General features: G+C 61.5%; 15 protein-coding genes and 1 pseudogene. 5 read left to right on the forward strand and 11 right to left on the reverse strand.

All coding sequences use genetic code 11. The features are described 5' to 3' along the window. Positions 1–5 precede the first annotated feature (5 nt). Positions 6–119, forward strand: a pseudogene (locus KVH01_RS29800) (outer membrane lipoprotein carrier protein LolA); the annotation flags it as partial. 14 nt (positions 120–133) lie between these two features. On the opposite strand, the gene purH reads toward KVH01_RS29800, so the two are convergent. The 10 genes from purH to KVH01_RS10605 all read right to left on the reverse strand — a co-directional run bounded on the left by purH (position 134) and on the right by KVH01_RS10605 (position 12,077). Further along, a complete protein-coding gene (gene purH, locus KVH01_RS10560) occupies positions 134–1,741 on the reverse strand; it encodes a bifunctional phosphoribosylaminoimidazolecarboxamide formyltransferase/IMP cyclohydrolase (protein WP_217881380.1) in 1,608 nt (535 codons plus the stop codon). An 81-nt stretch (positions 1,742–1,822) separates the two neighbouring features. Continuing rightward, entirely contained in the window at positions 1,823–2,143 is a 321-nt protein-coding gene (gene fis / locus KVH01_RS10565) for a DNA-binding transcriptional regulator Fis (protein WP_043049474.1), read from the reverse strand. Beyond that, on the reverse strand, positions 2,140–3,153 hold the full coding sequence (dusB, locus tag KVH01_RS10570; protein ID WP_043049475.1) for a tRNA dihydrouridine synthase DusB: 1,014 nt from the start codon (positions 3,151–3,153) through the stop codon (positions 2,140–2,142). The genes fis and dusB overlap by 4 nt, the downstream gene beginning before the upstream one ends. A gap of 185 nt (positions 3,154–3,338) precedes the next feature. Beyond that, positions 3,339–4,586, reverse strand: a complete 1,248-nt coding sequence (locus KVH01_RS10575) for a DUF3426 domain-containing protein (protein WP_217881381.1) — start codon at positions 4,584–4,586, stop codon at positions 3,339–3,341. Between the two features lie 30 nt (positions 4,587–4,616). Continuing rightward, positions 4,617–5,495, reverse strand: coding sequence for a 50S ribosomal protein L11 methyltransferase (prmA, locus tag KVH01_RS10580; RefSeq protein ID WP_043049477.1), 879 nt, complete (start codon positions 5,493–5,495; stop codon positions 4,617–4,619). A gap of 276 nt (positions 5,496–5,771) precedes the next feature. Continuing rightward, the gene (accC, locus tag KVH01_RS10585; RefSeq protein WP_043049478.1) at positions 5,772–7,133 is read right to left on the reverse strand and encodes an acetyl-CoA carboxylase biotin carboxylase subunit; all 1,362 of its coding nucleotides are present in this window, start codon (positions 7,131–7,133) and stop codon (positions 5,772–5,774) included. Between the two features lie 17 nt (positions 7,134–7,150). After that, entirely contained in the window at positions 7,151–7,615 is a 465-nt protein-coding gene (accB, locus tag KVH01_RS10590; RefSeq protein ID WP_043049479.1) for an acetyl-CoA carboxylase biotin carboxyl carrier protein, read from the reverse strand. 24 nt (positions 7,616–7,639) lie between these two features. Beyond that, positions 7,640–8,095, reverse strand: coding sequence for a type II 3-dehydroquinate dehydratase (gene aroQ / locus KVH01_RS10595; protein WP_043049480.1), 456 nt, complete (start codon positions 8,093–8,095; stop codon positions 7,640–7,642). Positions 8,096–8,391: 296 nt separating this feature from the next. Then, complete coding sequence (locus tag KVH01_RS30820; RefSeq protein WP_217881382.1) at positions 8,392–10,353, reverse strand: methyl-accepting chemotaxis protein; 1,962 nt, start codon at positions 10,351–10,353, stop codon at positions 8,392–8,394. Positions 10,354–10,406: 53 nt separating this feature from the next. Continuing rightward, positions 10,407–12,077, reverse strand: a complete 1,671-nt coding sequence (locus KVH01_RS10605; protein ID WP_217881383.1) for a response regulator — start codon at positions 12,075–12,077, stop codon at positions 10,407–10,409. Between the two features lie 298 nt (positions 12,078–12,375). Here KVH01_RS10605 and KVH01_RS10610 point away from each other — a divergent pair, with 298 nt between their 5' ends. From KVH01_RS10610 to speA, 4 genes are all read left to right on the forward strand, one after another. Further along, complete coding sequence (locus tag KVH01_RS10610; protein WP_034117525.1) at positions 12,376–13,443, forward strand: DUF2333 family protein; 1,068 nt, start codon at positions 12,376–12,378, stop codon at positions 13,441–13,443. Between the two features lie 2 nt (positions 13,444–13,445). Continuing rightward, positions 13,446–13,982: an NUDIX hydrolase gene (locus KVH01_RS10615; protein WP_043049483.1), complete on the forward strand. Its 537-nt coding sequence runs from the start codon at positions 13,446–13,448 to the stop codon at positions 13,980–13,982. 307 nt (positions 13,983–14,289) lie between these two features. Beyond that, positions 14,290–14,661 carry a translation initiation factor Sui1 gene (locus KVH01_RS10620; protein ID WP_043049484.1) on the forward strand — a complete coding sequence of 124 codons (372 nt, stop codon included), beginning with the start codon at positions 14,290–14,292 and terminating at the stop codon, positions 14,659–14,661. Positions 14,662–14,803: 142 nt separating this feature from the next. Beyond that, positions 14,804–16,717 (forward strand): arginine decarboxylase, encoded by a 1,914-nt coding sequence (gene speA / locus KVH01_RS10625; RefSeq protein WP_046070724.1) that lies wholly within the window; start codon positions 14,804–14,806, stop codon positions 16,715–16,717. A 111-nt stretch (positions 16,718–16,828) separates the two neighbouring features. Here speA and KVH01_RS10630 read toward each other — a convergent pair whose 3' ends face one another. Further along, complete coding sequence (locus KVH01_RS10630; protein ID WP_217881384.1) at positions 16,829–18,172, reverse strand: MATE family efflux transporter; 1,344 nt, start codon at positions 18,170–18,172, stop codon at positions 16,829–16,831. Positions 18,173–18,212: the final 40 nt, after the last annotated feature.

Below are 18,212 nucleotides of genomic sequence, written 5' to 3' on the forward strand. Positions count from 1 at the left end.
AAACGCTGTGCTTCTCTGTAGGAGCGAGCTTGCTCGCGAAGGTCGTCAACGATGACGAGGGGAAACTGACACCCCGTGGCGTTTTTGAGTTTTTCGCGAGCAAGCTCGCTCCTACAGTAGAGAAACGGTGCTGTTAGTGGCGGAAGTGGCGCATGCCGGTGAAGACCATGGCGATGCCCGCTTCATCAGCGGCGGCGATGACTTCAGCATCACGCATCGAGCCACCCGGTTGGATCACGGCGGTTACGCCGGCTTTTGCGGCGTTGTCCAAACCATCGCGGAAAGGGAAGAACGCATCGGACGCCATGACCGACCCCGCCACCTGCAAACCGGCGTGTTCAGCCTTGATCGCGGCGATACGCGCCGAGTTCACGCGGCTCATCTGGCCGGCACCGACACCGATGGTCTGGCGGTTCTTGGCGTAGACGATGGCGTTGGACTTGACGTACTTGGCCACTTTCCAGGCGAAGATCAGGTCGTTGATCTCTTGCTCGGTCGGCGCACGCTGGGTGACCACTTTCAGGTCCTGGCTGCCGATCATGCCAATGTCGCGGCTCTGTACCAGCAGGCCGCCGTTGACGCGCTTGTAGTCCCAGGCAGCAGCGCGCTCGGCCGACCACTCGCCGCAGGCCAGCAGGCGCACATTGGCCTTGGCGGCGACGATGGCGCGGGCTTCTTCACTGACACTTGGGGCGATGATCACTTCGACGAACTGGCGCTCGACGATGGCCTTGGCGGTCTCGGCGTCCAGCTCGCGGTTGAAGGCGATGATGCCGCCGAACGCGGATTCGGTGTCGGTGGCGTAGGCCAGTTCGTAGGCCTGGCGGATACCGCCCTCAGCGTCCGGGCTGACGGCGACGCCGCACGGGTTGGCATGCTTGACGATCACGCAGGCCGGCTTGACGAAGCTCTTCACGCATTCCAGCGCGGCGTCGGTATCGGCCACGTTGTTGTAGGAAAGTTCTTTGCCTTGCAGCTGGGTCGCGGTGGCGATGCCCACTTCGGCAGGCTTGGCTTCCACGTAGAACGCCGCGCTCTGGTGCGGGTTCTCGCCGTAGCGCATTTCCTGGGCCTTGATGAACTGGCTGTTGAAGGTGCGCGGGAACTGGCTGCGGCCTTCTGTGCTCAGGGTTTCGGCGGCCTGGTTCACGGTGCCCATGTAGTTGGCGATCATGCCGTCGTAGGCGGCAGTGTGTTCGAACGCCTTGAGCATCAGATCGAAGCGCTGGGCGTAGGTCAGGCCACCGGCCTTGAGGCCTTCCAAAACCTGGGCGTAGTCGCCGGCGTTGACCACGATGGCCACGTCTTTATGGTTTTTGGCGGCCGAGCGGACCATGGTTGGGCCACCGATATCGATGTTTTCGATGGCGGTCGGCAGGTCGCAGCCTGGCTTGTTGATAGTGGCTTCGAACGGGTAGAGGTTAACGGCCACCAGGTCGATCGGCTTGATGCCGTGCTCGTTCATGATGGCGTCGTCGATGCCGCGACGGCCGAGGATACCGCCGTGGATTTTCGGGTGCAGGGTCTTGACGCGACCGTCCATCATTTCTGCGAAACCGGTGTAGTCCGCCACTTCCACTGCGGCCACGCCGTTGTCCTGCAGCAGTTTGAAGGTCCCGCCTGTGGAGAGGATTTCCACACCCAGGGCTTCCAGCTCCCGGGCAAATTCAAGGATCCCGGTCTTGTCGGATACACTGATCAAGGCGCGGCGGATCGGCAGGCGGGTAGTCTGGTCGGTCATTTCAATTTCCATCAAAAGCAAAGGAGTCAGCAAAAAAGGCGACCGGTTTTACGCGGGCGCCTTTCTGGTTTGATTGAATGCTTACAGCAAATCGTACTGCTTGAGCTTTTTGCGCAAGGTGCCACGGTTGAGGCCCAGCAGCTCACTGGCTTTGGTCTGGTTGCCCTTGACGTAGTTCATCACGCTTTCGAGCAAGGGCGCCTCGACTTCGGAGAGCACCAGGTTGTACACGTCCGTGACGGAAGCGCCCTCAAGGTGGGCGAAATAATTGTGCAGCGCCTTCTCGACACTCCCGCGAAGGGTCTGGCCTTCTTCGCTGGGCGTGTTGAGGTGCTGTTTCAAATTGACGTTGTCGCTCACGGGTGTTGTTCCACTCACTAAAGTCTCGGTCATCGTCGTCATGCGGCCACCCCTTCTCCATCCCCTGTTCCCAGGCTCTTGTCACGTTCGGCAAAGAACTCACGAACGGTGGCGACCTGTGCCTGCGTTTCATCCAAACGATTGAACTGGGCGCGGAACTCCTTGGCGCCCGGCAAGGTGGCGAGATACCAGCCGACATGCTTTCGAGCAATGCGCACCCCCATCACATCCCCATAGAAGGCGTGCAGGGCGGCCAGATGCTCTAGCAGAATACGTTCCACCTCGTTCAGTTCCGGTGCCGGCAAGGCTTCGCCGGTACGCAGGAAGTGCTCGATCTCACGAAAAATCCACGGCCGCCCCTGGGCGGCCCGGCCAATCAACAAACCATCGGCACCGGTGGCGTGCAGCACGCGCCGGGCTTTCTCGGCTGAGTCGATGTCGCCATTGGCAAACACCGGCATCGACACGGCCTGCTTGATCGCGGCAATGGTGTCGTACTCGGCTTCACCGGTGTAAAGGTCGGCGCGGGTGCGGCCATGCACCGCCAGCGCTGTAATACCTGCCTGTTCAGCGATCTTCGCCACCGTCAGGCCATTCCTGTTGTCCCGGTCCCAACCGGTACGGATCTTCAGGGTCACCGGCACATCCACTGCGGCGACAACGGCCTGCAGGATCTCGGCGACCAACTGCTCATCCTTCAACAAGGCGGAGCCGGCGGCCTTGTTGCAGACCTTCTTGGCCGGGCAGCCCATGTTGATATCAATGATCTGCGCACCCAGCTCCACATTGGCCCGGGCCGCGTCCGCCAGCATCTGTGCGTCACCACCGGCGATCTGCACCGAGCGTGGCTCGGGATCACCTTCGTGGATCATGCGCATCCGCGACTTGCGGGTGTTCCACAGACTCATGTCGCTGGTAACCATTTCAGAGACTACTAGGCCCGCGCCCAAACGTTTGCACAGCTGACGAAAGGGCTGGTCGGTGACTCCCGCCATCGGGGCGAGGATCAAGCCGTTCTGCAATGTGTATGGGCCGATGCGTACCGCCGACATAGGACTTCCCTGTTGTGGGGCCGGATCATTAGAGTTCGAAAAAGGGTTGGCATGATACCCGCTCTCGATGACTGGTTAAAGGCTGAATTGGATAAAATCTGAACAGTTACTTTTTTATCGCCATCGGTTTGGTCGATGGCGACAAAGTCAATCATCCGCCGTCAAACTTCGGGATGTGCACAGGTTCACTCGGGCGAATGGAAGCTCAGGCTGTAATTCACGGCCCTGTTGCCTGGATCAAGGATATCCAGGGATATGTGGATCGGCGTCTGCGAAGGCATTTCGCTGACGCCGGCCAACTCGCCGCTCAGGTATTCGGCGGGTTTGAAGCGGCGACTGGCAATCAGGCTGCCGTTCAAGTCCGCAAAGCGCAGTTCCAGCAGCGGGAAGGGCTGGGAGAAGGTCGCACGGTTATAGATGATCGCATCCACCACCAGCGCCCCGGCGAAGTCCGGATGGCTGCGTACCACCAGGTTGCTGCTCTTGATGTGGGCAATATCGACCCGCGATGGCACGGTACAGCCCAGTTTCGGGCACAGTTGCTGGAACCACGGGCGGTAGGCGTCCTGGCGGGCCAGGTCGTCGAATTGGTAGGCGATGTACTGGCCTGCCAGGCCTGCGGCGGCGAGCACTACCAGCAGTATCCAGATCAAACGGCGGCCCCAGCCTGACGGGCGTTTCTGCGCATACAGGTGCAGCGGATCGTCTTCCAGGTCCTGGAGCAGGTCGTCGTGTATGGCGGCTTCCGGGCGCGAGCGTTTGCGGCGTGACGGCAGACGATCGTCGGGTTCAGACTCACCTCCCGCGTCGGTAACAGGCGTCAGCGGCGGGTCGGGGTTGTCATCGCCAGGGGAGGCGTCGTCGTTGAGATCGTCGGAATGGATCGACATGGACGGTTCGGTGCGCTGGTTGGCCGCCTGCGCCCTGGCCGGCTCTGGCAGGTCTTCAGGTGCCAGGGTGCGCTCCTCGGGTGGCTCACTGAACAGGCTGGCGGCCCATTTTTCTTCTTCGGCCTTCACCGTATCGCGACTGGCGCTGAAAGACTCTTCCTTTTGCCGACGCTCGGCGCCTGGTTGGCGACGTTCTGCATCCAGTGGCTGGGTGTGCAGGGGCTCGCGACGTTCCAGCTTGGCCAGTTCCTTGTCCAGGTTATCCAGGTCCAGCTCTTCGGCCGTCCACTGTTTTTGGCTGATTGCCCGCGGTGGCTCGGGTGTCGCTTCGACAGTCGATCTATCGGCTGGCTCGGCGCCAGCCGGTAGCTCCGGTTGGGTTGCAGGCGCATGAGCGCGTTGCTCCAGCAATTGGCGAGCGGCGTTGAACACTTGCAGGCACGAGCCGCAGCGCACCACGCCACGGGCCGCGCTCAACTGCGCATGGTTGACGCGGAAACGGGCTTGGCAGTGCGGGCACTGGGTGACGAAGCTGTCGGTCATGCGGTCATCCGATTCAGGCAAGCGCTCATTCTAGCGCCGACGACCACTGATGCGTACCCAACCATCACGGTTGGCGATCGGGTCCAATTCGAAATCCTGGGCGTAGGCTGCGGCGACGTCTTCACCTTGTTCGGCGAGGATACCCGACAGCGCCAGGCGCCCGCCGGGCTTGACCAGGCTGGACAATTGCGGCGCCAGGGCAACCAATGGCCCGGCGAGGATATTGGCAACCAGCACATCGGCCTGTACCTGCGGCAGATCCTCCGGCAGGTAGAGTGGGAATTTGCCTTCGGCGATGTGGTTGCGCCCGGCGTTGTCGCGGGAGGCCTCCAGGGCCTGCACATCGATGTCGGTGCCCACGGCCTCCTTGGCGCCCAGCAGCAGGGCGGCAATCGCCAGGATCCCGGAGCCGCAGCCGAAGTCCAGCACGTTACAGTCGGTCAGGTCCTGGCCGTCCAGCCATTCCAGGCACAGTGCGGTGGTGGGGTGGGTGCCGGTGCCGAACGCCAGGCCCGGATCCAGCAGCAGGTTGACGGCGCCAGGCTCCGGGGCGGCGTGCCAGCTCGGTACGATCCACAGGCGCTGGCCGAAGCGCATGGGCTGGAAGTTATCCATCCAGCTGCGTTCCCAGTCCTGGTCTTCGATTACTTCGCTGTGATGCTCGGGCAGCGGCGCGCCGGTGAGCAGCTCCATATGGGCCAGGACGCTGGCGGCCTCGGTGCCGTCTTCGAACAGGGCCAGCAAATGGGTGTGCGACCACAGCGGCGTGGTGTTGAGTTCAGGTTCGAAGATCGGCTGGTCTTCGGCGTCCATGAAGGTCACCGACACGGCGCCCACTTCGAGGAACGCGTCTTCATAGGTTTCGGCTTGTTCTGGGCTGATGGCGAGACGGACTTGCAGCCAAGGCATGGCGGGCACCTTTGAAAAAATGAATGTGCAGCGAGTAGGCCGCGAAAGCGCGCAAGTTTACGCGAGAGCACGCCAGAAGACGACATTACTGAATGAGCGCGGACCAAATGTGGGAGGGGGCTTGCTCCCGATAGCGGTGGATCAGTTACAGATACTGAGGCTGACACACTGCAATCGGGAGCAAGCCCCCTTCCACATTTGGACAGTGTCCATCCTGGAAAACAGGTGTGCAGAAACAACAAAGCCGCCCGAAGGCGGCTTTGTTGGGTGGAGCACTTACTGGTTGGCCAGCTTGTGTTCCAGGTAGTGAATGTTCACACCACCTTCGCAGAAGCCTTCATCACGAACCAGGTCCCGATGCAGCGGGATGTTGGTCTTGATGCCGTCGACCACGATTTCGTCCAGGGCGTTGCGCATACGGGCCATGGCCTCGTCGCGGGTGGCGCCCCAGGTGATCAGCTTGCCGATCAGCGAGTCGTAGTTGGACGGAACCTTGTAGCCACTGTACAGGTGCGAGTCCACACGTACGCCGTTGCCGCCGGGCGCGTGGAAATGCTTGACCAGGCCAGGGCTTGGGATGAAGGTTTTCGGGTCTTCGGCGTTGATCCGGCACTCCAGGGAGTGGCCGTGCATCTTCACGTCGTCCTGGGTGAAGGACAGCACGTTGCCGGCGGCGATGCTCAGCATCTCCTTGACGATGTCGATACCGGTGACCATCTCCGATACCGGGTGCTCTACCTGCACACGAGTGTTCATCTCGATGAAGTAGAAACGACCGTTCTCGTAGAGGAACTCGAAGGTACCGGCGCCACGGTAGTTGATGTCGATGCACGCCTTGACGCAGCGTGCCAGGACTTCCTGACGGGCTTTCTCGTCGAGGCCCGGTGCCGGGGCTTCTTCCAATACCTTTTGGTGACGACGTTGCAGCGAGCAATCGCGGTCGCCCAGGTGGATGGCGTGGCCCTGGCCGTCGGACAGTACCTGGACTTCCACGTGACGTGGGTTGGTCAGGTATTTTTCCAGGTAGACCATCGGGTTGCCGAACCAGGCGCCCGCTTCGGAGCGGGTCTGCTTGGCGGCTTCGATCAGGTCTTCTTCCTTGTGCACCACGCGCATGCCGCGACCACCGCCGCCACCGGCGGCCTTGATGATCACCGGGTAACCGACTTCGCGACCAATGCGCAGGGCGGTTTCCTCGTCTTCCGGCAGCGGGCCGTCAGAACCTGGAACGGTTGGCACGCCGGCAGCGATCATGGCGTCCTTGGCCGATACCTTGTCGCCCATCAGGCGAATGGTTTCGGCTTTCGGGCCGATGAAGGCAAACCCGGATTTTTCCACCTGTTCGGCGAAATCGGCGTTTTCCGCGAGGAAGCCGTAGCCCGGGTGGATGCCATCAGCGCCGGTCACTTCGGCCGCGGCGATGATGTTCGAGACCTTCAGGTACGAGTTCGCAGCCAGTGGCGGGCCGATGCAGATGCTTTCGTCCGCCAGTTTCACGTGCATCAGTTCGGTATCGGCCGTCGAGTAAACAGCGACGGTCTTGATGCCCTCTTCCTTACAGGCGCGCAGGATACGCAGCGCGATCTCGCCGCGGTTGGCGATCAGGACTTTTTGCAGTTTCTTCGCAGGTTTCAACATCGAAGGTGCTCCGCGGTTCAAACGATGGTGAACAGCGGCTGGTCGTACTCAACCGGCTGACCGTTTTCCACCAGGATGGATTCGATGACGCCGGCTTTTTCGGCCGTGATGTGGTTCATCATCTTCATCGCCTCGACGATGCAGATGGTGTCGCCCACTTTCACGGTCTTGCCCACTTCAACGAAGGCTGGCGAGGTCGGTGCCGGGGTGCGGTAGAACGTACCGACCATGGGCGACTTGACCACGAAACCGTTCAACGCGGGTGCGGCTGGGGCAGCAGGGGCTGCGGCAACTGCTGGAGCGGCGGCAGGCGCGGCAGCGGCAGGAGCCGGTGCTTGCATCTGCGGTGCGTAGAACTGTTGGGCCGGGGTCTTGCTGTGACGGCTGATCCGTACGGATTCTTCGCCTTCCTTGATTTCCAGCTCGTCGATACCGGATTCTTCCAGCAGTTCGATCAGTTTCTTAACTTTACGGATATCCATGAATCATCAACTCCCAAGGGTCGGTCAGGGGCGCTTGGCCTGTTCTTCAAGCTGTTCCAGGGCGGCCTCCAGGGCCAGTCGGTAACCGCTGGCGCCAAGGCCGCAGATCACTCCTACCGCTACATCGGAGAAGTAAGAGTGATGGCGGAAAGGTTCGCGTTTGTACACGTTGGACAAATGCACTTCGATGAATGGGATGCTCACCGCCAGCAACGCGTCACGTAATGCAACGCTTGTGTGTGTAAAAGCGGCGGGATTGATCAGAATAAAGTCCACACCTTCGCCACGCGCGGCATGGATTCGATCAATCAATTCGTACTCGGCATTGCTTTGCAGGTAGAGCAGATGGTGGCCGGCAACACGGGCCCGTTTTTCCAGGTCAAGGTTGATCTGGTCGAGGGTCACTGCCCCGTAGACGCCCGGTTCGCGGGTGCCGAGCAGGTTCAGGTTGGGTCCGTGAAGAACCAGTAAGGTCGCCATCGGCTGTTCCTTGTTATGGGTATGGGTGCGTCAGAACCCGGCGACTATGCCGCAAAGCCTTTGTGACTGTCCAGTTCTATGCAGTAGGCAGCACGATTAGCGAGGATTGCGCAAAATTTGTGACTGTGGCCCAAGATCCAGTCATGCCTGACACGGTCTTGAATCCACTGAAGATCAAATGTGGGAGGGGGCTTGCTCCCGATACATTGGGTCAGTCTCAATACCTGTAGCTGATCCACCGCGATCGGGAGCAAGCCCCCTCCCACATTCGATCTACCACAGGGCGGGACATCGGGTCAGACGCGGAAGGCTTGTACGGCAGTGTTGAGCTGCCCACCCAGCACCAGCAGGTGTTCGCCCTGGCTACGCCCCTGACCGATACGCAGCAGGTTGTCCTCACCCAACTGGTGAATCCGCTCGCTGTTATCGCGAATCTCACTCACGGCCCCACTCTGCTGCGCGGTCACATCGGCGATGCGCACCGCAGTTTCGGAAATCGTCTGGATCGCCCCGACGATTTCATCCAGCGCGCCATCCGCCGCCTGAGCCTGCTGGGCGGTGGCTTCGGCGTGTTCGACCTGCGCACGCATGCCTTGCACCGATTGATGGGCGGCGGTTTGCAGGCCGGCGATCAAGCCCTGGATTTCGGCGGTGGCGCCTGCGGTGCGCTGGGCCAGCGAGCGAACCTCGTCGGCCACCACGGCGAAACCACGCCCGGCTTCACCGGCACGGGCGGCTTCGATGGCGGCGTTGAGGGCCAGCAGGTTGGTCTGGTCGGCAATCGAGCGAATCACCGTAAGCACACCGCCGATGGTGGCGGATTCTTCTGCGAGTTTCTCGATCATCTGCGCATTTTGCTGCACTTCACCCACCAGGGCATGCAGCCCGGTCAGGCTCAGGCCGATCACCCGCTGGCCTTGCTCCACCGCCTGGCCGGCGTTGCGACTGGCGCCGGCGGCCTGGCTGGCATCACCGGCTACCTGTTGGATGGTGGCTTCCAGTTCACCCAGGGAATCACGGATCTGCGCGGTATCGCCGGCCTGGCGTTCGGCGCCGTCGTGCAGGCCGCTGCTCAGTTCGGCCAGGGCGCGGCTGCTGCCGGCGACTTCTTCGGCGTTGCCACGAATGGTGCCCACCAGGTCCACCAGGTAGGCGCGCAAACGGTTGAGGGAGGCTTCGATAGCGTGCAGTTCACGGTTGGTCCTGCCCAAGGCAATGGGCTGGCTGAAGTCGCCTTCGGCCCAGGTGGACAAGGCCGGTGCCAGGTTGGTCAGTACCCGTGCCAGGCGGCGTTGCAGGGTGTCGATCAGCAGCGCGATCAGCAGGATCAGGCCAATCATCACGCCTTGGATGACGCGTACTTCGCCCTGGATCCTGGCGTGTTGCGCGCGCACCACTGGCTCCAGTCCGGCGATGGCTTGCTGCACGCTGGCGATCTTCAACTGGGTGCCGGCGGCGAGGTCGGCGCGTTGCTGGATCTGCTCCCGGGTGCGCTTGAGTTCGGCGGGGTAACGGGTCAGCAGGCTATTGAGTTCGCGCTTGAGATCGACGCCAGTATCTTGGGCTTCGGTTTTTTCGGTGTTTTCCAGGCCCATCAGTGCAGAGAAATCATCGGTGTTGGATTCGGCGCTGGCCTTGACCCCAAGCAACGGTAATTGTCCCAGCAGGTCGGCTTGGATACGGATATTGGCGATCTCTCGCTCCACCTCATCAGCCAGCTCGGCGCGGCCACTGCTCACCAGCTTGTCCCGCGCCAGGGACAGCTTGCCCAGGTGTTGCGAGGCGGCGAGCAGCGCTGGCAGGTAGCGGGCTGCATCGGCGGAATTGACGCCGCTGGCGTATTGGCTCAGTTGCTCCAGGTTTGCCCCCAGTTCGCGTTCGGCCTGCAACAGCAGCGCTTGCGGGTCGCCGGCCAATTTGCCGGCGGCCAGCAGGTCTGTCTTGCTGAAGGTTTCCAGGTCCGCCAGGCTGGGGCGCAGGGTTTGCGCCAGCTCGGCCGGCAGCTCGGCGAGTTGCTGCAACAGGCTTTCCAGGCTCTGGCTGGCGCTGCTCAGGCGCAGGGCATCGCCGCTGGCCAGGTAGTCGTCGATATTGCGTGCCGCCTGATTTTGAAACACCTGGGACAGACCCAGGTAACGCTCCATCAATAAATACGGACGCTCCAGCGCCCGTTGCGACCACCAAAGCGTAGCGCCGAGGGCCAGGCAAACGGCCACCAGCAGAAGGGTATTGAGATTGGTCAGCAGCTTGAGGCGCATGCGGGGTTTCAACCGACGGCAAAAGATAAGTGCCTGAAGTTATTGCGCCTGCGTTACAGAGTTATGACCGATTCGGTGGATTCCGGTGAAAAGATGGCACTTTGCTTTGATGTGCGGGCCGCTTGTACGCGGTTACGCCCGGCGCCCTTGGCGCGGTACAGCGCTTCATCGGCCTGGGCAGCCATCATCAGGCTGTCGGAGTCGTCGCATAGCTCCACCAGGCCGGCGCTGAAGGTGCACCACAAATCCTGGGGTTGGGCGGGGTAGTGGATTTCTGCAAAGCGCCCGCGAATCTCGTCCAGCACCTTGCAGGCCGATTCCAGGTCGGTGTCGGGCATGACGATGGCGAATTCTTCACCGCCATAACGGCCAATATAGTCGGTCTTGCGCAAACGCTGCTTGAGAAACAGCGCCAGGCTCTTGATCACGCGGTCGCCCATGGGGTGGCCGTGGCTGTCATTGACCCGCTTGAAGTGGTCGATATCCAGCATGGCAAAGCTCAACGGCTTGTTCTCGCGGCGGGCGCGGAAGCTGCAGTCTTCGAGCAATTGCAGGATATGGGTATGGTTGTATAGCCCGGTCAGGCTGTCGCGCACCATCCGCGCCTTCAAGTTGCGCGCCCGCGCTGCGCGGTTGCGCACGGTGGTGATCAGGTGGCGCGGCTTGATCGGCTTGGTGAGGAAGTCGTCGCCGCCTTCACTCATCGCGTCCAGTTGTTTATCCAGGTCGTCTTCGGCCGACAGGTAGATGATCGGCACGCTGACATAGCGGTCGTTATGGCGGATTACCTTAGCCAGTTCGGTACCGGTACAGGCAGGCATATACATGTCGAGGATGATCAGGTCGGGCTGGAAATCCGCCAGCTCGGCCATGGCCTGGATCGGTTCGATCAGGGTGCGGGTGACAATGCCGGCGCTGTTGAGCAGGCGTTCTGTATGCAACGCCTGGGCCCGCGAGTCGTCAATGATCAGCACCTTGTACGGCTCGTACTGGGCAATGCAGGTGAGCACTTCGATCTTTTCCAGCAGGCTGGAGGCTTCCAGGGTGCCGGTGAGGAACTCCTCGCCGCCAGCGCGCACGGCAGCCAGGCGCGTCGGGGTGTCGGTTTCGTGCAGGCTGAAAAACAGCAGCGGCAGCTTTTGCTCCAGGCCCTCCTGGGCTTCGGCAGCGAGCTTGAGGCCCAGGCCTGTGCCGCAGAAGTCCACATCCATCACAATCGCCGACGGCAGGCGCTCCGCCATGGACGCGCGAAAGGCCGCGACACTGTCCAGGGACTGGGCGCTCATGCCAAAGAATTCCAGCTGCTTGGCCAGGCGTTCGGCGCGATCATGGTCAGCGAGCATCACGTAAATGGGCTTGCGCATCGGCGGCAGGAAGGTTTGCTCAAGCTGGTCGCCCTGGCGCAGGCCGGTGCGCGACAGGCGTTGCATCAGGCGGTTGAGCTCGGTAATCAACTGGCTGCTCAGACGGCCGCGGTTTTCGTCCACAGCCTGCAGGGATTCACCGATATGCCGGGCCAGCTGGCCGTGTTCCGGCTGTTCGAAACGCTCGGCAAAGCGCAGCAGGCGCAGGTTGGCTTCGCTGAGTTCGGAGAAATCGGCATTCGACCATTCGCTGCGCTGCAGGCGCTGCCAGATCTCAAGAATTTGACGTGCCTGATGAATTACCCGCTGGGCAAAATGCTGCTTGAGACGCTCGCGGCTGGGGTCTTCTGGCTCGGTCATATCCTGACTACTGTGAGGGTGCATGCGGAGGTCGACTGATGGCTCTATGCTAGCACCTCTTTTCTATTGCATGAGTGTCATACGTCAATTAAGTCCGCGTGCGTGACATTCAGTTATCGACCCGCTGGTCGCGCAGCGTAAAAGACGTGCATCCTTTATAGTCCAATTGCCGTTGCGCGCCACTTTCGCGCAAAAGCCCCGCACCGATGGGCACGATGGGGTAGGGTTGTGGTCGGAGTGTCTGAACGCACCCGGACAATTGACGTGCATGAACTCAAGTGATTGAAAGGATATCGCCATGCTGGACTGGAAAAACCGTGCAGGCAGTGCCAAAGGCCCCGCCCCTGAGCCTAAGTCGGCCAACCGCAGCTATTTTCGCAACCTGCTGATGAGCCGAGCCTTGCTCAGCGTGATCTGCTTGTACCTGCTGGTCACCGGTGGCCTGGGTTGGTATTGGAGCCAGGAGCCGGCGCTGTTTCCGGTCCAGCAAAACGCCCAGCTTGCCGCCGAGAAGGAAGGCAAGCAGATGGTGGTGGGCTATACCACCGTCGAGACCCTCAAGTCCGTGGTCGGCACCTTGCTGAACAAGCCTGGCGGCTACATTTCCAATGATCGTTTCCCGCCTGGGCTGTGGATGGACAACATGCCGAGCTGGGAATATGGCGTGCTGGTGCAGGTACGCGACCTGACCCGCGCCCTGCGTAAAGATTTCGCCCGCTCACAGTCGCAGTCGGCTGAAGACGCCGATCTGGCCAAGGCTGAGCCGCGCTTCAACTTCGATAACAAGAGCTGGGTGCTGCCGTCCAGTGAGTCGGAATACCAGGAAGGCATCAACTCCCTGAGCCGCTACGAAGCGCGCCTGTCTGACCCTAACCAGCGCGGCGCGCTGTTTTATGCGCGTGCCGACAACCTGAACAACTGGTTGGGCGATGTCGCCACCCGTTTGGGCTCGTTGTCCCAGCGCCTGTCGGCCAGCGTGGGTCGAGTCAAGCTGAACACCGCGCTGAAAACCGAGGCGCTGGCGCCGGGCGAAGTGCCGCAGGTCGATGAGGAAGTGGTGGAAACTCCATGGATGCAGATCGACAACGTGTTCTACGAAGCGCGCGGCCAAGCGTGGGCCCTGTCCCATCTGCTGCGTGCCATCGAAGTCGACTTTGCCGACGTGCTGGCCAAGAAAAACGCCACCGTCAGCGTGCGCCAGATCATTCGTGAGCTGGAGGCCTCGCAGGAACCGGTTTGGAGTCCTATGATTCTCAATGGCAGTGGCTTCGGTGTACTGGCGAACCATTCGCTGGTGATGGCCAACTACATTTCCCGGGCAAACGCTGCAGTGATCGATTTGCGTCAGCTCCTCAACCAGGGTTGATGATGGACGCTTCATCCAGAGAGGCCGCACACCGTGCGGCTTCCGATGCCGAACTGATCTGCTGGGTCGACGAGCAGGACAACCTGCTCGGCCACCGCGTCAGGTCTGACCTTCGTAAGCTCGGCCTGATCGGCCGTTGCACCTTTATCTTCCTGTTCAATTCCCAAGGCGAGCTGTGCGTGCATCGGCGCACCTTGAGCAAGGCGTTGTATCCCGGGTTCTGGGATACGGCGGCGGGCGGCATGGTAGCGGCCGGTGAGTCTTACGCGTTGTCGGCAGCCCGCGAGCTGGAAGAAGAGTTGGGTGTCAGCGGTGTGCCATTGATCGAGCATGACCACTTCTATTTCGAAGAGGGTGACAGCCGGCTTTGGTGCAAGTCTTACTCCGCAGTGTGGGACGGGCCCCTGCGGCTGCAGCCCGAAGAGGTGATGGAAGCACGGTTTTTAACCATCGAAACCATCCAGCAGGAGGCCGCACAAAAGCCCTACTGCCCGGACGCCCAAGAAGGTCTGCGGCGCTATCTGGCCCTGCGTCGCTAAAGTTGCAAAAAATGGCGCCATTTGGCTCTTAGCAAGTCGGCTTTTTGCCGTTACACTGCGCGCCTTTTCACCCGAACCACTATTGTTTCACCCTGTAGGAGCGAGCTTGCTCGCGAAAAACGCCAAGACACCGCGTGCTGCCTGAACGCCCGCGTTATCGTTGACGACCTTCGCGAGCAAGCTCGCTCCTACCGTGGATGTTACCTTGACGGTTCGGTAGCGCTGCCCCTGCCAGAGTGGGGCTTCGCGGTCGGTCTCGCCCGTTGGTGCTGGCCGATCAGTCTTCATCCTCCGAAGAGGATTGCCGGTGGCCAAAAAAGCCGCATCCTTCGCCGCCCTGGGTGGCCTGGTATTTTCCACTGACGCAGGTCGACACTGCCCGGACTGTCGTCAGCCCGTGGACGCCTGCATCTGCAAACAGACCCTGATCCCCGAAGGCGACGGTATTGCCCGTGTGCGCCGCGAGAGCAAAGGCCGTGGCGGCAAGACGGTGACTACCATCACCGGCGTGCCCCTGGCTGAAGATGCGCTCAAGGAGCTGGCCACCACGCTGAAGAAGCGCTGTGGCACCGGTGGCGCGTTGAAAGACGGGGTTATCGAGATCCAGGGTGACCACGTCGAACTGCTGTTGGCCGAGTTGATCAAGCTCGGGTACAAGGCCAAGAAGTCCGGCGGCTGAAAGCCTCTTCCCAACCTGTATCTAAACTCTGTCCGGGGAGTGGGGTCTACCCTGCTCACAGGCAAATCGTCATTTTCATTCTTTAGACTGCGCCAGCCTCCGTGAGAGGTGGCGCCTTCGCCTTCATTTATAGGGGACTTCGATGTCCGTACGACGCACACGCAAAGACGATGGCAGCCAATGGACAGTTGCGGACAGCCGCAGTGTTTACGGGATTCGCCATTGGGGGGCCGGGTATTTCGCGATCAATGAAGCCGGTCGCGTAGAAGTCCGTCCGAACGGCCCGAACAGCACGCCCGTCGACCTCTATGAGCAGGTCGATGAGCTGCGCAAGAGCGGCCTGTCGTTGCCGCTGCTGGTGCGCTTCCCCGATATCCTGCAAGACCGCGTGCGCCAGTTGACCGGCGCCTTCGATGCCAACATCGAGCGCTTGGAATACCAGAGCAAATACACCGCGTTGTACCCGATCAAGGTGAACCAGCAGGAAGCGGTGATCGAGAACATCATCGCCACCCAGAACGTCTCCATCGGCCTGGAAGCCGGCTCCAAGCCTGAGCTGCTGGCGGTGCTGGCCCTGGCGCCGAAGGGCGGCACCATCGTCTGCAACGGTTATAAAGACCGCGAGTTCATCCGCCTGGCGCTGATGGGCCAGAAGCTCGGCCACAATGTGTTCATCGTGATCGAGAAGGAATCCGAAGTTGAACTGGTGATCGAAGAGGCGGCGAGCCTCAAGGTCAAGCCCCAGGTCGGCCTGCGCGTGCGCTTGTCGTCCCTGGCGTCGAGCAAATGGGCGGACACCGGTGGCGAGAAATCCAAGTTCGGTCTGTCGGCGGCACAGCTGCTGTCGGTGGTCGAGCGCTTCCGCGCCGCCGGCCTGGACCAGGGCATCCGCCTGCTGCACTTCCACATGGGCTCGCAGATCGCCAACCTGGCCGACTACCAGCACGGGTTCAAGGAAGCCATCCGTTACTACGGCGAACTGCGCAATCTTGGACTGCCGGTGGACCATATCGACGTCGGCGGCGGACTGGGTGTGGACTACGACGGTACCCACTCGCGTAACGCCAGCTCGATCAACTACGACATGGACGACTACGCCGGCGTGGTCGTGGGCATGCTCAAGGAATTCTGCGATGCGCAGAGCCTGCCGCACCCGAACATCTTCTCCGAAAGCGGCCGCTCCCTGACCGCTCACCACGCCATGCTGGTGGTGCAGGTGACGGACGTCGAGAAACACAACGACGAAATCCCGCTCATCGAAAACAAGGAAAGCCTGCCGGAAACCGTGCAATGGCTGGTGGACCTGCTGGGCCCGACCGACATCGAGATGGTCACCGAAACCTACTGGCGCGCCACCCACTACATGAGCGACGTGGCCACCCAGTACGCCGATGGCAAGCTGACCCTGGCGGAAAAAGCCCTGGCCGAACAGTGCTACTTCGCCGTGTGCCGCCGCCTGCACAACTCGCTGAAAGCCCGCCAGCGCTCGCACCGCCAGGTGCTGGACGAACTCAACGACAAGCTGGCCGACAAGTACATCTGCAACTTCTCGGTGTTCCAGAGCCTGCCGGATACCTGGGCCATCGGCCAGGTCCTGCCGATCCTGCCGCTGCATCGCCTCGACGAAGAGCCGCTGCGCCGTGCGGTATTGCAGGACTTGACCTGCGACTCCGACGGCAAGATCAAGCAATACGTCGACGAGCAGAGCATCGAGACCAGCTTGCCGGTGCACGCCTTGAACGAAGGCGAGGACTACCTGCTGGGCATCTTCCTGGTGGGCGCTTACCAGGAAATCCTCGGTGACATGCACAACCTGTTCGGTGACACCGACTCGGTGAACATCTACCAGCGTGAAGACGGCTCGGTGTACAGCGCCGGGATCGAGACCCACGACACCATCGAAGACATGCTGCGCTATGTGCATTTGTCGCCGGAAGAGTTGATGACCCATTACCGTGACAAGTGTGCGAGTGCGAAGATCTCCGCGTCTGAGCGTACCCAGTTCCTGGATGCGTTGCGCCTGGGCTTGACCCGTTCTTCGTACCTGTCCTCGTAATATATGTGGGAGGGGGCTTGCTCCCGATAGCGGTGGATCAGTCAATGAATCTGTTGACTGACACTCAGCTATCGGGAGCAAGCCCCCTCCCACATTTGGATCTGCATTCCTTCAGTTTGCTCCCAGCCACAGCCCTTGCCGATTCAAGCGCCAGGCTATCGCCCAGAGTGTCAGGCTGCGCACCGCCATGAACAGCAGGAAGGTTACCCACAACCCGTGGTTACCCAACCCCTGCAACGCCCAGGCAACCGGCAGCACCAACACCACCGTCAGCAACATCCCATTGCGCATCTCCCGCGCACGCGTTGCGCCGATAAACAGGCCATCGAGCAAGTAACTCCACACCGCAATCAACGGCAGTATCGCCAGGTAAGGCAGGTAGATGTCGGCCGTTTCGCGCACGCTGGGAATGTCTGTTTGCATGGCGATAAACAGATGGCCGCCGAAGGTGAACAGCAGGGCGAAGCCGATGCTGGCGATCAGTGACCAGCCGCAGGCAACCACCAGCGAGCGGCGCAATGCCTGGCGGTCATGGGCACCAATGGCGTGGCCGCACAGGGCTTCGACGGCGTGAGCCAGGCCATCCAGCGCATGGGCCGTCAGCAACAGGCCATTGAGCAACAAGGCGTTGGCGGCGACCGTGGCATCCCCCAGCCGTGCGCCTTGCACCGTGATCATGAAGAACACCGACTGCAAGGCCAGGCTGCGGATGAAGATGTCGCGGTTGACCGCCAGCAACGGCCGCCAGCTTTGCCAGCGTTTGAGCGCGGCCCAGGCGATATGACCGGGGTAGGCGCGCAGGGCTTTTTGCGTGAGGGCCAGGCCAAGCAGGGCGCCGGTCCATTCAGCGATCACCGAGGCGCGGGCAGAGCCGACCACGCCCCAGTCCAGGTCGAGTACAAACCACAGGTTAAGTGCAATGTTGACCAGGTTGGTGGTTAGCAGAATCGCCAACGGCGCGCGGGCGTTTTGGGTGCCGAGGAACCAGCCGACCAGTGCGTAGCTGGCCAGGGCTGCCGGCAGGCCGAACAGGCGGGTGTGGAAGAATTCGCGGGTCAGTTGGTTCAGTTCAGGGGAGGGCTGCATCCATTCCAAAGCCAGATGGCTCAGCGGAACACCTACCGTACCCAGCAACGTCGCCAACCCCAGCGCCAGCAGCAAGCCTTGCAACAGGATTTGCCGCAGCGCCGCGCCATCGTTGCGCCCGGCGGCCTGGGCGGCGAACCCGGTGGAGCCCATGCGCAGGAAACCCATGGCCCACGCCAGGAAGGTATACAGGCTGGCGCCGACGGCCACGGCGCCCAGTTGATGGGCGTGGGGCAGGTGGCCGATGACCATGCTGTCGACCAGGGCCACCAGCGGCACGGAGATATTCGACAGGATCATCGGCGCGGCCAGAGCCCAGACGCGGCGATGGGTGGGGCGGTGGCGCCAGTCGGCGAGCAGGGCGGTCATGAAGGCTCCTTGGTGGAGCGGGCATTGTACCTGCCCACCA

This window comes from Pseudomonas khavaziana, from assembly GCF_019145205.1.
GTDB classification, from domain to species: Bacteria; Pseudomonadota; Gammaproteobacteria; order Pseudomonadales; family Pseudomonadaceae; genus Aquipseudomonas; species Aquipseudomonas khavaziana.

Coding starts and splice junctions, on each gene's coding strand:
- purH (WP_217881380.1), bottom strand. CDS start 1,741: ATGACCGACCAGACTACCCGCCTGCCGATCCGCCGCGCCTTGATCAGT.
- fis (WP_043049474.1), bottom strand. CDS start 2,143: ATGACGACGATGACCGAGACTTTAGTGAGTGGAACAACACCCGTGAGC.
- dusB (WP_043049475.1), bottom strand. CDS start 3,153: ATGTCGGCGGTACGCATCGGCCCATACACATTGCAGAACGGCTTGATC.
- KVH01_RS10575 (WP_217881381.1), bottom strand. CDS start 4,586: ATGACCGACAGCTTCGTCACCCAGTGCCCGCACTGCCAAGCCCGTTTC.
- prmA (WP_043049477.1), bottom strand. CDS start 5,495: ATGCCTTGGCTGCAAGTCCGTCTCGCCATCAGCCCAGAACAAGCCGAA.
- accC (WP_043049478.1), bottom strand. CDS start 7,133: ATGTTGAAACCTGCGAAGAAACTGCAAAAAGTCCTGATCGCCAACCGC.
- accB (WP_043049479.1), bottom strand. CDS start 7,615: ATGGATATCCGTAAAGTTAAGAAACTGATCGAACTGCTGGAAGAATCC.
- aroQ (WP_043049480.1), bottom strand. CDS start 8,095: ATGGCGACCTTACTGGTTCTTCACGGACCCAACCTGAACCTGCTCGGC.
- KVH01_RS30820 (WP_217881382.1), bottom strand. CDS start 10,353: ATGCGCCTCAAGCTGCTGACCAATCTCAATACCCTTCTGCTGGTGGCC.
- KVH01_RS10605 (WP_217881383.1), bottom strand. CDS start 12,077: ATGACCGAGCCAGAAGACCCCAGCCGCGAGCGTCTCAAGCAGCATTTT.
- KVH01_RS10610 (WP_034117525.1), top strand. CDS start 12,376: ATGCTGGACTGGAAAAACCGTGCAGGCAGTGCCAAAGGCCCCGCCCCT.
- KVH01_RS10615 (WP_043049483.1), top strand. CDS start 13,446: ATGGACGCTTCATCCAGAGAGGCCGCACACCGTGCGGCTTCCGATGCC.
- speA (WP_046070724.1), top strand. CDS start 14,804: ATGTCCGTACGACGCACACGCAAAGACGATGGCAGCCAATGGACAGTT.
- KVH01_RS10630 (WP_217881384.1), bottom strand. CDS start 18,172: ATGACCGCCCTGCTCGCCGACTGGCGCCACCGCCCCACCCATCGCCGC.